Source organism: Sporosarcina sp. FSL K6-1522 (assembly GCF_038622445.1).
GTDB lineage: Bacteria > Bacillota > Bacilli > Bacillales_A > Planococcaceae > Sporosarcina.
The window spans coordinates 3,268,982-3,281,632 of sequence record NZ_CP152019.1 but is presented as its reverse complement, the minus strand read 5'-3'; the positions used below and the strand labels follow the sequence as shown (position 1 = coordinate 3,281,632).

General features: G+C 43.8%; 13 protein-coding genes. 9 read left to right on the top strand and 4 right to left on the bottom strand.

Annotated elements, in window-relative coordinates; genetic code table 11:
* The first annotated feature begins 256 nt into the window (after positions 1–256).
* The 7 genes from MKY34_RS16235 to MKY34_RS16205 all read left to right on the top strand — a co-directional run bounded on the left by MKY34_RS16235 (position 257) and on the right by MKY34_RS16205 (position 8,184).
* Positions 257–1,111 (top strand): MurR/RpiR family transcriptional regulator, encoded by an 855-nt coding sequence (locus MKY34_RS16235; protein ID WP_342512159.1) that lies wholly within the window; start codon positions 257–259, stop codon positions 1,109–1,111.
* A gap of 7 nt (positions 1,112–1,118) precedes the next feature.
* A complete protein-coding gene (locus tag MKY34_RS16230; protein WP_342515284.1) occupies positions 1,119–2,255 on the top strand; it encodes a M20 peptidase aminoacylase family protein in 1,137 nt (378 codons plus the stop codon).
* 4 nt (positions 2,256–2,259) lie between these two features.
* Entirely contained in the window at positions 2,260–3,096 is an 837-nt protein-coding gene (locus tag MKY34_RS16225; RefSeq protein ID WP_342512158.1) for a GNAT family N-acetyltransferase, read from the top strand.
* Positions 3,093–4,205: an o-succinylbenzoate synthase gene (gene menC / locus MKY34_RS16220; RefSeq protein WP_342512157.1), complete on the top strand. Its 1,113-nt coding sequence runs from the start codon at positions 3,093–3,095 to the stop codon at positions 4,203–4,205. Before MKY34_RS16225 ends, menC begins: the two co-directional genes overlap by 4 nt.
* 133 nt (positions 4,206–4,338) lie before the next feature.
* A complete protein-coding gene (locus MKY34_RS16215; protein ID WP_342512156.1) occupies positions 4,339–5,400 on the top strand; it encodes a hypothetical protein in 1,062 nt (353 codons plus the stop codon).
* A 417-nt stretch (positions 5,401–5,817) separates the two neighbouring features.
* On the top strand, positions 5,818–6,918 hold the full coding sequence (proB, locus tag MKY34_RS16210) for a glutamate 5-kinase (protein ID WP_342515283.1): 1,101 nt from the start codon (positions 5,818–5,820) through the stop codon (positions 6,916–6,918).
* Between the two features lie 18 nt (positions 6,919–6,936).
* A complete protein-coding gene (locus MKY34_RS16205) occupies positions 6,937–8,184 on the top strand; it encodes a glutamate-5-semialdehyde dehydrogenase (protein WP_342512155.1) in 1,248 nt (415 codons plus the stop codon).
* Between the two features lie 72 nt (positions 8,185–8,256).
* On the opposite strand, the gene MKY34_RS16200 is transcribed toward MKY34_RS16205, so the two are convergent.
* Positions 8,257–9,195, bottom strand: coding sequence for an LCP family protein (locus tag MKY34_RS16200; protein WP_342512154.1), 939 nt, complete (start codon positions 9,193–9,195; stop codon positions 8,257–8,259).
* Between the two features lie 257 nt (positions 9,196–9,452).
* Between MKY34_RS16200 and MKY34_RS16195 the strand changes: the two genes are divergently transcribed.
* Positions 9,453–10,331, top strand: a complete 879-nt coding sequence (locus MKY34_RS16195; protein WP_342512153.1) for a patatin-like phospholipase family protein — start codon at positions 9,453–9,455, stop codon at positions 10,329–10,331.
* A 144-nt stretch (positions 10,332–10,475) separates the two neighbouring features.
* A complete protein-coding gene (locus MKY34_RS16190) occupies positions 10,476–10,742 on the top strand; it encodes a cysteine-rich CWC family protein (protein WP_342512152.1) in 267 nt (88 codons plus the stop codon).
* Between the two features lie 117 nt (positions 10,743–10,859).
* On the opposite strand, the gene queE is transcribed toward MKY34_RS16190, so the two are convergent.
* Genes queE through queC form a run of 3 tightly spaced genes read right to left on the bottom strand, consistent with a single transcriptional unit; the run spans position 10,860 to position 12,651 of the window.
* On the bottom strand, positions 10,860–11,567 hold the full coding sequence (gene queE, locus MKY34_RS16185; RefSeq protein WP_342512151.1) for a 7-carboxy-7-deazaguanine synthase QueE: 708 nt from the start codon (positions 11,565–11,567) through the stop codon (positions 10,860–10,862).
* Positions 11,564–11,989 carry a 6-carboxytetrahydropterin synthase QueD gene (gene queD / locus MKY34_RS16180; protein ID WP_342512150.1) on the bottom strand — a complete coding sequence of 142 codons (426 nt, stop codon included), beginning with the start codon at positions 11,987–11,989 and terminating at the stop codon, positions 11,564–11,566. Before queD ends, queE begins: the two co-directional genes overlap by 4 nt.
* Positions 11,986–12,651 carry a 7-cyano-7-deazaguanine synthase QueC gene (gene queC, locus MKY34_RS16175; protein ID WP_342512149.1) on the bottom strand — a complete coding sequence of 222 codons (666 nt, stop codon included), beginning with the start codon at positions 12,649–12,651 and terminating at the stop codon, positions 11,986–11,988. Before queC ends, queD begins: the two co-directional genes overlap by 4 nt.

Genomic DNA, 12,651 nt, shown 5'->3' with positions numbered 1-12,651 from the left:
AAGGGCTTGGTGTCTTTTTTTGTGTTGCAAGCCTCATAGTTAGTTGGAGAGCGCGCAAAGTAGTTTGCGAAGCACGCATAGTTAGTTTGTGAAGCCCACAGAGTCAGTCGACATACACTGAAACTCTATTGTTATAAAATCAGAAAATGGATTGAATTCAGCTAATTAGTGTGGTAAGTTGAGTACAACGAATTATGAAGTGTAAACTTCTTTATTTAAAATAAAAATGTTGAAACTTCGCGAGGGGTGCGGGAAGATGAAACTTAAAGGGCTCATTCATGAGCATTACGACCAACTATCCAAAAGTCAGAAAAAAGTTGCACAGTATGTCATCGATTATCCTAAAAGTATTGCGCTATCGTCCGCGCAAGAGGTTGGAGCGACGATTGGGGTTAGTGAAACAACGGTTATTCGCTTTTGTTATAGTTTGGAGCTTTCTGGGTACGCCGAATTACAAAAGGGTGTACGTGAACAGTTGTTTGTTCAAGAAAGCAGCTTGACGACGTATCAGCAGTCTAAATTAGCGATGGAACAAGAGCCCCATTTTTTTGAACAAGTGATGGAGCAGGACCGGGCCACCATAACAGAAACGATGAAGCAAATAAACGAAGCAGACTATGAAACCGCCATCGATCGCTTGGCCAATGCAAAAACGGTCTATGTTCTAGGGCTTCGCTCATCGTATACAGCGGCCAATTGGCTTTCTTATACGCTCGGTTTAGTGAGAGGTAATGTGCAGCTATTGCGACCTGAAACGGAAGATGTTATCCAGACACTTAGTCAAATGGATAAGCAATCTGTCGTCATTGTCATTTCGTTTCATCGCTATTTGAAGGAAACGATTCAAATCGCACAATTGGCCCAGCAACAGGGGGCTTTCATGATTGGCATTACAGATTCCATATTTGCACCTATCCAATCATGTAGCGATGTGCTATTTCCGATTTATTCACCGAATAAGTCGACACTGGATGCTACGGCTGCATTGTTTTCATTCATGAATGCGATTGTCGCAGGCTTGTCTGTGAAAGAAAAGGATCGTTTTGAAAAAAGACAACAAACGTATCGAGCGATTTCGAGTGATTTTTTATTCGTGGAAGGAGTGGATTGATATGAACGTGAAAACGGCAGTACAAGAAGTGAAATCGGTCGTCGAAGAAGTCTTTCAACATTTACATACACATCCCGAAATTAGTTGGCAGGAAGTGGAGACGACGAAGTATATTCAGCAATTGTTGGAGCGTGAAGGATTTCAAGTCGAGACCTTCGATGATTCAACGGGGCTTGTCGTAACAGCAGGGACGGGCGAGCATTGCGTAGGGCTACGTACGGATATTGATGCGCTATGGCAAGAAGTGGATGGCGTTTACCAAGCGAATCATTCTTGTGGACATGACGCACATATGACGATGGCGATTGGTGCGTTATTTACATTGAAAAAACTCGGTTATCCGAAGATAGGACGCTTAAAAGTCCTTTTTCAACCCGCTGAGGAAAAAGGGACGGGGGCTTTGTCGTTTGTGGAAAAAGGGCTTGTAGATGATGTCGATTATTTGTATGGCGTTCATCTTCGTCCGATTCAAGAAATCGGACACGGCTATTCAGCACCTGCGATTTTGCATGGTTCTGCCAAAATGATAAAAGGATTAATTATTGGCACAGATACACATGGGGCGAGGCCGCATCTTGGGCAAAACGCCATTGAAGTGATGGCGCGTCTTGTGCAAGCGATTCAGTCCATCCATGTGGATCCGATGGTGCCGCATTCGGCCAAAATGACGATGTTTCAGGCGGGGGGAGAATCAGCGAACATCATCCCTGGCAATGCCGTGTTTAGCCTAGATATTCGCGCACAAACGAATACGGTCATGGACAAGTTGATGAGCGAAGTGGACAAAGCCATCCGCTTGATTGCCGACATGGCAGATGTGGAAATCAGCTATGAAGTGCAAGCAGAAATTGCCGCCGCCCAAGTCGATGAAACGGCTGTGGCATTGATGGCACAAGCGATTACAGAAACCGTGGGCGAGCAATTTTTGGCGGCTCCAATCGTTACACCAGGCGGGGAAGATTTTCATTATTACACATTAAAAAGGCCAACTGTGAAAGCGACAATGCTTGGCCTTGGTTGCGATTTAGCGCCAGGGCTTCACCATCCGCATATGACATTCAACCGTGATAGTATCCAAACAGGCATTGAAATTTTGACTCGCACGGTTATTCAGACGTTCGAGCAGCTAGAACAAGGGAAGTGATTGTATGACAATAGCGATTCGTCAGTTAGTGACACATGAAGATATGTATCTGATTCAAGATTTGGAGAAAGAAATTTGGGGGATGGATCCGATTCCAATCCATCAAACGTATACAGCGGTAACAAATGGTGGGTTGCTATTAGGGGCTTTTGACGATGATCGAATTGTCGGTTTTTCTTATAGTTTCGCAGGTTTTGCGAACGGAAAAGTGCATTTATGTTCGCATATGCTTGGTACGCATCCCGATTATCAGTCGATGGGCGTTGGCAAGCTGTTGAAAGAGGAGCAGCTTCGACTTGCTCGTGATATGGGCTATGAGCTCATTGTTTGGACATTCGATCCGCTCGAAAGCCGCAATGCGTATTTAAATGTATCCAAACTCTATGGAATTTGTAATACGTATTTAGAAAACTGGTATGGGGAGATGGCAGATGGATTGAACAAAGGATTGCCATCTGACCGCTTTAAAATCGAATGGTGGGTTTCCAGTGAACGTGTTCAAGAGCAATGGACACCGCAAATCGTCGATTATCATCGACCGTTTGGCGTCAAGCAATCGGAATTAGGCAATCCAATGATTGAAGTAGAGCTGGCAGATATTTGGACAGACAGTGAAGGGATTGAAGTGCCTGTTCCAGCAGCGATTCAGTTGATTAAAAAAAGTGAGCCGGAACTAGCTCTAGATTGGCGCGTGAAAATGCGAGTGATTTGTCAAACGTTATTCGACGCGGGTTATGCGTTAGTAGGTGTTAACAGATCTGACGAAGGGGTCCATTACTACCAATTTGTCAAAAGAGAAACGATTCCACTAAATACGAAACATGAGGAGAATGCTGAATGATTATTAAAGAAATTAACATCCGCAAAATGAAAATGACGATGAAACATCCATTCACAACAAGCTTTGGAACGTTTCAAGAGAAAGAATTTTTGTTGCTCGAAGCGAAAGACGAGCTTGGCAATACGGGGTGGGGAGAGTCTGTTGCTTTCCATTCTCCTTGGTACAACGAAGAAACACTTGAAACGAATTTGCATATGATTAAGGACTTCTTAATCCCATTAGTTTTGGGGAAGGAAATTGGGCATCCAGATGAGGTAAATGAATTGTTCGCCGCTATTCGTAAAAATAATATGGCGAAATCAACGGTTGAAGGAGCCATTTGGGACCTTTATGCCAAGCGCAACGAACTGACATTGGCGCAAGCATTAGGCGGTAAACAAGAAAAAATCGAAGTTGGGATCAGTATCGGGATTCAGGAAAATGTTGCCGATTTAGTTGCAACGGTTGGTGGCTTCATCGAGGAAGGCTATAAGCGCATCAAAGTGAAAATTAAACCAGGTTATGACGTTGACGTCATCCGTGAACTCCGTAAACATTTCCCGGATGTACCGCTGATGGCAGATGCCAACTCGGCGTATACACTGGAGGATGTTGAACTGCTAAAACAGCTCGATGCTTTCAATTTGACGATGATTGAACAGCCGCTTGCCTCAGACGACATCATCGATCATGCGACGTTGCAAAAACAGCTACAAACGCCAATCTGTTTGGATGAAAGCATTCATTCACTTGAGGATACACGAAAAGCGCTTGAACTTGGCAGCACAAAAATTATTAACATTAAAATCGGCCGCGTCGGTGGCTTGACGGAAGCGAAAAAAATCCATGATTACTGCATGGAGCGTGGCATTCCGGTTTGGTGTGGCGGTATGTTGGAATCGGGAATTGGACGCGCGCATAACGTCGCACTGACAACATTGCCGAACTTTGTTTTACCAGGGGATACAGCGGGGTCTTCTCGTTACTGGGAGCAAGATGTCATCACGCCTGAAGTCGTTGTTGAGGATGGCTATATTACTGTACCAACAGCATACGGTATCGGATATGAACCGAATCTTGCGGCGATGGATACGTTCACAGTGGACGAACTGCATTTTACAGCAAAATAAGTACAGTGGGTGACGTTTTGTCACTCACTACGCTTTAAATAGTCTGAAAATAAAAGGTATTCACTCTCATGCAATATATAGGTTGCTGGAGGATGAAAAGTTACAGACATGAAAAAACGGGGGAACAACTATTATGAGAAAAAGTTTTCAAATCGGAGCGGCTTTCATCGGCGTTATCGTTGGAGCGGGCTTTGCATCCGGACAAGAAATTTTACAGTTTTTTACGAGTTTTGGCACCATTGGCATCGTCGGATCATTGGTCGCAATGGCTTTATTCGCTTTCATTGGCATGAATTTAACGCAGCTAGGAAGTCGTTTACAAACGACGTCTCATCAAAATGTCATTTATCATATTTGTGGTCGATATGTCGGCGTCATTGTTGATTTTATCATTACCTTTTTCTTATTTGGCGTGACGGTCGTCATGTTTTCAGGAGCAGGTGCCATTTTTGAACAGCAATTTGGTATTCCAGGCTATATCGGCAGTATCGTTATGGCTGTATTGACGATCGCAACGGTGACGTTAAGCGTGCAAAAAGTTATTACACTCATTAGTGCATTTACACCTTTTTTATTATTGCTCGTCATTATTATTACTGTTTATTCAGTTGTCAATTTCGATTTTTCATCAGCGGCCATTGAAGCGGCCGTGACGACCGACAATCAAGGAGCCTCTCATTGGTTGTTAGGTGCAATCTTGTACGTTTCCTATAATATTGCGGCAGGTGCAGCGATGTTGACGGTGATGGGCGGAACGGTGAAAAATGAAAAAACGGCGGCGTGGGGCGGCATTATCGGTGGTTTGGGTCTTGGATTGTTGATTCTGCTGATTAATATCTCCATGCTGACGCAATTGAAAGAAATTGCAGCCGTACCAATGCCGATGCTATTTTTAGCAAATAACATCAGTCCGATTGTTGGGGTTATCATGTCCGTGATTTTATTGGGGATGGTTTACAACACTGCGGTCGGCATGTTATACGCATTTGCAGCACGTTTCATCAAGCCGGAAACAGTACGTTTCAAAGGCGCTGTTGTCGTATTTGGCGTTGCTGCATACGGCGCAAGTTTCATCGGCTTCATCACGCTTGTCGGTACGGTTTATCCAGCGATGGGCTATCTAGGATTTATTTTAATCGGTGCGATTGTCTTGGCGTGGTTTATGAAGAAAAAAGCGCCGAATCAGGTTGGATAACTGGAATGATGCGGGGATGGAGGCATCTTATCTATACCCATGGTCTTTTCATCTATCGATTTTATCGGTTGCGATAAAAGTACTGCATGAAGCACTTGACAAAACTATTTTCTATTGTATGATTGTTTACAATCTTAAAAATCGAGCGTAGACGAAGGAATAGTATGTATGTACTTGGTATGCCAGAGAGCGAAATTTATGAGCTGAGAGATTTCGTCACACCAACCGACAGAACCTACCTTCAGAGTCCTAGGTAAACCATAGGCGCATACCTCAGCGTTATGAGGAGAGTGGGATGTGTTTTTTAAACGCATCCAATTATGGTGGTACCGCGGAAGTAAAGCCCTTTCGTCCTTAATCGTTAAGGATGACTGGGCTTTTTTGGTTGAATTATATGGGAAATGGCGGGGATATGGGATGAAGAGGCAGCGGATTGTGGTAAAAATCGGAAGTAGTTCTTTGACAAATGATCAAGGTGAAATCGATCAGGCGAAATTTAATGATCATGTTGGTGCGCTTGCTACACTTCGTCAAGCGGGGCATGAAGTAATCGTCGTTTCTTCCGGGGCGGTTGCGGCTGGATTTGCTGGTTTAGGCTATCCGTCAAGGCCATTGACAACGAAGGGGAAACAAGCAGCGGCAGCGGTGGGGCAAAGTTTACTGATTCAATCATATATCGAAAAGTTTAGTGAATATGGCATTGTACCTGCCCAGATTTTATTGACACGTATGGACTTCTCGAATCGGGAGCGCTATAAAAATGCCTTTGCGACGATGAGTGAGTTATTAGAACGAGGTGTCTTGCCGATTATTAACGAAAATGACACGGTCGCTGTCGATGAACTAACTTTTGGTGATAATGATATGCTATCGGCACTTGTTAGCGGCTTTCTTCATGCAGACCAACTTATCATTATGACGGATATCAACGGGTTGTATGATGCCAATCCACGCAATAATCCAGCAGCCAAACGTTTTGATTATTTGGAGGAAATTACGCAAGACTTGATGGCAGGTGCAGATGACACGGGATCAAAAGTGGGGACGGGCGGCATGAAGTCCAAATTATTAGCTGCAAAAACGGCAACCTCATTGGGCGTTTCGGTCTTTATTGGCACGGGGCAAGGTTCGGATAAATTGGTTGATATTTTGCGAGGAGATGGAGATGGCACATATATTTCCAATCCCGACATTGCGAAAATCAATACGAGTCGACAATGGATTGTTCTTCATTCTGAAACGACGGGTAAATTGTATGTGGACCAAGGGGCGGAAGAGGCGATTTTGCATAACGGCAGGAGCTTATTGCCAGCAGGTGTTTTTAAAGTAAATGGCACTTTTGACAAAGGCGATGTTGTGGAAGTTTTTGGTGTGAATGGCCTTTTAGGAAGAGGGGAAGTTAGTTATTCCTCGGAGGAATTGAAGAGCACCATTGAAAAGCGGAATCGAGAAAGAGCGGCAGAACTCGTGTCAACAACGGTTGAAGTCATTCACCGTGATCGATGGGCGCAACTATAAAACAAGGGGGAATTACTAATGAGTGAAGTGAAACGGAAAGGGAAGATTGCTAAGGAAGCGAGCTATTCATTGGTTAACATTACAACCGAGCAAAAAAATCAGGCATTGGCGCTAATTGCTGAGCAACTCGTAGTAGACCAAGCAACCATCCTTGCTGAAAATCAAAAGGATCTGGAAGCTGGTAAGGCGAATGGTCTAACGGATGCCATGCTTGACCGGATTATGCTCAATGAAAAACGCATCCAAGACATGGCTGATGCCATCCAACAATTAATCGACTTAACAGATCCAATCGGGGAGACGCTAGAGACGATTGAAAAAGAAAACGGCTTGCAGATTGAAGTGAAACGTGTGCCAATTGGCGTCATCGGCATGATTTACGAAGCAAGGCCAAATGTCACCATTGATGCGGCAACCTTGGCGATTAAAACCGGAAATGCTGTGATTTTACGAGGCAGTTCTTCTGCGAAATATTCGAATATCGCATTGATTCAATCCATTCATATGGCTTTAGATAATAGCGACATCCCAAAGGAATCGGTCCAACTGATTGAGGATACGAGCAGGGAAACGGCGAAGGATTTATTCCGACTCAATGCGTATTTGGACGTTCTCATTCCAAGGGGGGGGAAAGCCCTCATTGAAACAGTTGTCCGTGAAGCAACTGTTCCAGTCATTGAAACAGGGGCAGGAAATTGTCATATTTATATCGATGAGTCGGCAGATTTAGAGATGGTTGAAAAAATTGTCATCAATGCAAAAACACAACGTCCATCTGTTTGTAATACCATTGAAACGATTTTAATTCATGAACAGTGGTTTGCGCAATATGGGAAGGCCCTCATTGCAAAATTGCAGGAAAGTGATGTAGAGATTATCGGGGATGAAACCATTGCAAGCGAATGCAGCAATGTCCAACGAGCATCTGAAGCAGATTGGTCAACCGAATACCTCGGTTTAACGGTCAGTGTCAAAGTCGTTTCAACGATTGATGAGGCAATCGCTCATATTAATCAATACGGTACCAAGCACTCTGAAGCCATCATTACAAACGACGAACAGCGCGCAGCCATTTTCTTAACGCGTGTCGATGCAGCTGCTGTTTACCATAATGCATCGACTCGATTTACAGATGGATTCGAATTCGGCTACGGAGCAGAAATCGGTATCAGCACACAGAAACTACACGCAAGAGGTCCAATGGGATTAAAAGCACTGACCACGAGTAAATTTACGATTCGTGGTACTGGGCAAGTGCGTGTATAAGCGGATTTCTTGGCAACGTCATATGTCCACTACAAAAAAATGAGCCACGGGGATATGCCCCCGTGGCTCATTTTAATTGATCTCCAAATGTTGCTTTAATTCCCCTGTAATAGTTTTCAGTTCTTCGTCGTCCATCATGTAATACCAGATCCCGCCGTTCATACGCTTGCCTGTCCCTTGTTCAAAATGCAATTGTTCTACTTTGTCAGCCGCATTCCGGTAGTTTTTCTGCACATCGACCATTTCATCGAATGTCATATTTGTTTTGATGTTGTCGCCGATTGCGTTAAATACACCTCGGTAATTCAGTAAGCTATTGACAGATTTTCCTTTATCTAAAACTCCTTGAATCACTTGTCTTTGGCGGTCTTGTCGTCCCCAGTCTCCATTGGGATCTTCTTTCCGCATGCGAACATAGGACAAGGCTTCTTTACCTGTTAATGTAATAGTGCCTTTCTTGAAATGAAACGAGTCCTGCGTAAAATCTAAATCATTATGCACTTTGATCCCGCCGACTTCGTCCACTATTTTGATGAAACCTTCCATATTTACCTCTACGACATAGTCAATCGGAATATCCAATAAGTGTTCAACTGAATCCATCGACATCTCAATCCCACCAAAGGCATAGGCGTGGTTTAGCTTATCATCTGTGCCGTGCCCAACAATTTCTGTATACGTATCTCGCGGAATACTAATCATTTTTGTCGTATTGAGTTTCGGATTGACAGCCATAACAATCATCGTATCCGAGCGGCCTTTATCGCCTTCGCGTTCATCGACACCTAGCACAAGTACGGAAAAGGGCTCCAACTTGCTGACATCAATTTTTTCCTCGCGTTTCTCAGATACATCTCGTTCAATGGATTGATGCATACCTTTCAACGTTGAGGTCAAGTCAAAATAGACTGTTAAGGCGAGTCCGCCAATTGCCAGACCGAGCACGCTAATAATACCGACAATCCACGGCCATTTTTTCTTTTTCATTTTTTTTACTTCTGAACGCTTCATAATAAGTTCCTCCATAACAATCGTCTAAAAGCCTGTACAGTATAGTAACGTTTTATAAAGAGTTAGGTTGCCAGTTCACGTGTAAAGGATTCACATCTAATTTGTATCCGAACCTATTAATTGTAGCAGTTCGATTTATCGGTTGTCAAAATAAAAAACGTTGAAGGGGGATTATTCGGAATTCTTGGAAAGAAAGTTCTACAAACCTACTCTTCATCTTACAGTGTAATAATGGCGAGAAAAGGGAGAGGGTTTGCATGCTAATCGATGGCGTGTTTTCAGGGGGAGGGTTGAAGGGATTTGCGTTAGTCGGGGCTTATCAAGTATTGGAGGAGAAAGGCTATCGCTTTCAACGTGTGGCGGGAACGAGTGCCGGAGCGATTTTGGCAAGCTTTATAGCAGCTGGTTATACCGCGAAGGAGATTGAAGAACTGCTGAATGAGTTGGATGTTGCTTTGCTACTAGATCCGCGCAAAACGATTATTCCTTTGCCCATTATGAAATGGCTATGGCTGTATTGGCGTCTAGGTCTGTATCAAGGGAAAGCGCTTGAGCAGTGGTTTTTAGAGAAGTTATCGGCAAAGGGAATTTATACGTTTGGGGATTTACCGCCAGGTTCTTTGAAACTCATTGCTTCGGATTTAACGAATGGCAAGATGATGGTACTGCCTGATGATTTACCAGACTATGGTGTATCAGTAGACAGTTTTCCAATCGCACGTGCGTTGCGTATGAGCTGCGGGATTCCATTTTTCTTTGAGCCTGTAACGATGAAAGTAGGGTCGGGTGATACGATTGTTGTCGATGGTGGTGTATTAAGTAATTTCCCGATGTGGCTATTCGATGATGCCAATGGCAAAAAAGAACGCCCGGTCCTTGGGCTAAAGCTCAGTCGTCAACAAGAAGATATGCCGGGACACGTTATTAAAAATGGATTGGATTTATTCGAAGCGCTGTTTTCAACGATGAAAAATGCGCATGATGAAAAATACATTTCTCGATCACATGAAAAAAATATTATTTTCATTCCAGTAGATGATTATAGTGCAACGCAGTTTGATTTAGATGAAGAAACAAAAAATGAGTTGATGGAAAAGGGAAGAATTCGTACAGAACAATTTTTGAAAACGTGGTAGTAGGAGGAAAATGGGCATCGTTGTCTATCGGAGTAGCGATGGAGGACGATGTTTTTTCAAACGTATCTAACAGGATGGATAAGCTTTTGATTCCCGAAATGAGTAGGATTAATCAGAAAAAATACGCTATACTAGTATTTATCAATGCAATTGGAAGTGACGATTAATGAAATAGAGAACAGGCTATTGTTTGAAAGGGGGAGAAATATGACGAACGTTATTTGTCCGCTATGTAGTAAAAGTAATAATTGCTGCAATGGCCTAGACAAATCATTAGGGGTTTGTTGGTGCAATCAAGAGGTATTCCCAGCAGAGATTTTCGAGCAGGTGCCGCCTGAGCAATTAAGGAAAGCCTGTATATGCAAAAGTTGTTTGGAGCAATATTCGGAGCAATTAGAGCGGAATAGGTGAGGGAATTGACATTGAACGCATCGTATAAAGGAAGACGAGACGTATTGTGAAAAAAGGCCTCCTATCAGTCGAGAAAATGACTGGTGGAGGCCTTTTTATTTTGTAACATTCATTTGATTACACGCCGCGTTTATTCCCCCAGACAAGCGCATGTAGCTGCGGCAACACTTTTGCGTCATTCATGACGGATGAGTGCATGGCTTGGTCAATGAGCCACTCGAAACGATTGAGGAGGGTCGACACCAGGTGTGCATCGTCGGTTGTCGTCGTATCCTCGTTCCCAGTTTGCAGATAGAAAGGGAACGATGGATAACGAAGATGAACCTCCTCAGCAAACTTGAAATCTGCTTCATCGAAAATGACGATTTTTAAACTGGCGTTGGCATGCATGAGCTTTTCCATAAAGCGATCCAGTTTATCGAAATCTGTCACCATTCCAGAACTGGGTGGTTTCGGTGATAATGTAATGTCATCGATCTTCACGAGCCAATCTTGCCAAAACGAAGCTTGTGTTTCGACAGCGACTTTCCAGCCTTGTGCATGGCAAAGGTCGATGAGTTCGCCAATGCCTTTATGCAGGGCAGGGTTGCCACCTGAAATCGTCACATGTGAAAACGATTGACCACCGATTGCTTGAAGTTCTTCGATAATGTCACTTGGCTGTTTTGCTACACTTTTTCCGGTGCCATCCCACGTAAAACTAGAATCACACCAAGAACAGGAGTAATCGCAACCCGCTGTACGAACAAACATCGTTTTCTGCCCGATCACCATGCCTTCCCCTTGAATGGTTGGGCCGAATATTTCCATTACAGGAATTTTCATAGCACACCCTCCTGTTGAGGGCGATAGATGACATAGCTCGTCGGCGTCTCCCGCACAATGACTTGTAAGCAGACAGGTTGATTCGCTCTCGTTTGTAAAACGGTTTGAATCGATTGCCCAATCTGTTCGGCCAATCGCTCGGTCGTTGGGAAGTGCTCCTTGAATTCAGGATGATCATTTAACACGGAATGATCATATTTATCATGGATGAGGTTTTTAAGCTGTTTGAAATCGATGAGAAAACCGAGTTCATCTAGCGTATTGCCTCCAATGGTTACATTTATATGGTACGTATGCCCATGCATCACCCGGCATTTTCCGGCTTCTTCATGCGGAATGTAATGCGCTGCTGAGAAATGCAGGTCTTTGTTTAATTCAAATCGATAGTTGTGTTGGACTTGCGGGTAAAACTGCTGCATCATTTGGCGACACCTACAGACTTTTTCGCTAAGTAAGTAGCGAGTCCTTCGTTGCGCAACACGCAAGCAGGGCACTCTCCGCAGCCTGAGCTCGGAACGCCGTTGTAGCAAGTAAGTGTTTTCTCTTGGATGTAATCAAGTACCCCTAGTTCGTCGGCCAGTTCCCATACTTCAGATTTATCAAGCCACATGAGCGGCGTATGCAGAACAAATCGTCCGTCCATGGCTAAGTTCAACGTCACATTTAGTGATTTGATAAAATTATCGCGGCAATCAGGATAGCCACTAAAATCCGTTTCACTGACACCTGTAATGATGTGCCGAGCCCCAATGGCATCTGCATAGACTGCTGCAAAGGATAGAAACAGATGATTTCGGCCTGGAACGAATGTCGATGGCAATTCGCCTTCTACTTCTGTCACTTCGATGTCATTACGTGTTAAGGCATTCGCAGACAATTGGTTAATCAACTGCATATCGAGCACTTTGAATGATACACCGAGTTCCTGCGCAATTTGGCGAGCACATTCAATTTCATCCGAATGACGTTGCCCATAATCAAACGTCACCGTTGCTACCTCACGGAAATTCTTCAATGCCCAAAATAGGCATGTCGTACTGTCTTGGCCGCCACTGAAGACGACCACCGCTTTTTCATTTTTCAT

Bases quoted from the DNA above. Each gene is read 5' to 3' on its own strand.
- MKY34_RS16235 (WP_342512159.1), top strand. From the start codon at position 257: ATGAAACTTAAAGGGCTCATTCATGAGCATTACGACCAACTATCCAAA.
- MKY34_RS16225 (WP_342512158.1), top strand. From the start codon at position 2,260: ATGACAATAGCGATTCGTCAGTTAGTGACACATGAAGATATGTATCTG.
- menC (WP_342512157.1), top strand. From the start codon at position 3,093: ATGATTATTAAAGAAATTAACATCCGCAAAATGAAAATGACGATGAAA.
- MKY34_RS16215 (WP_342512156.1), top strand. From the start codon at position 4,339: ATGAGAAAAAGTTTTCAAATCGGAGCGGCTTTCATCGGCGTTATCGTT.
- proB (WP_342515283.1), top strand. From the start codon at position 5,818: ATGAAGAGGCAGCGGATTGTGGTAAAAATCGGAAGTAGTTCTTTGACA.
- MKY34_RS16205 (WP_342512155.1), top strand. From the start codon at position 6,937: ATGAGTGAAGTGAAACGGAAAGGGAAGATTGCTAAGGAAGCGAGCTAT.
- MKY34_RS16200 (WP_342512154.1), bottom strand. From the start codon at position 9,195: ATGAAGCGTTCAGAAGTAAAAAAAATGAAAAAGAAAAAATGGCCGTGG.
- MKY34_RS16195 (WP_342512153.1), top strand. From the start codon at position 9,453: ATGCTAATCGATGGCGTGTTTTCAGGGGGAGGGTTGAAGGGATTTGCG.
- MKY34_RS16190 (WP_342512152.1), top strand. From the start codon at position 10,476: ATGCAATTGGAAGTGACGATTAATGAAATAGAGAACAGGCTATTGTTT.
- queE (WP_342512151.1), bottom strand. From the start codon at position 11,567: ATGAAAATTCCTGTAATGGAAATATTCGGCCCAACCATTCAAGGGGAA.
- queD (WP_342512150.1), bottom strand. From the start codon at position 11,989: ATGATGCAGCAGTTTTACCCGCAAGTCCAACACAACTATCGATTTGAA.
- queC (WP_342512149.1), bottom strand. From the start codon at position 12,651: ATGAAAAATGAAAAAGCGGTGGTCGTCTTCAGTGGCGGCCAAGACAGT.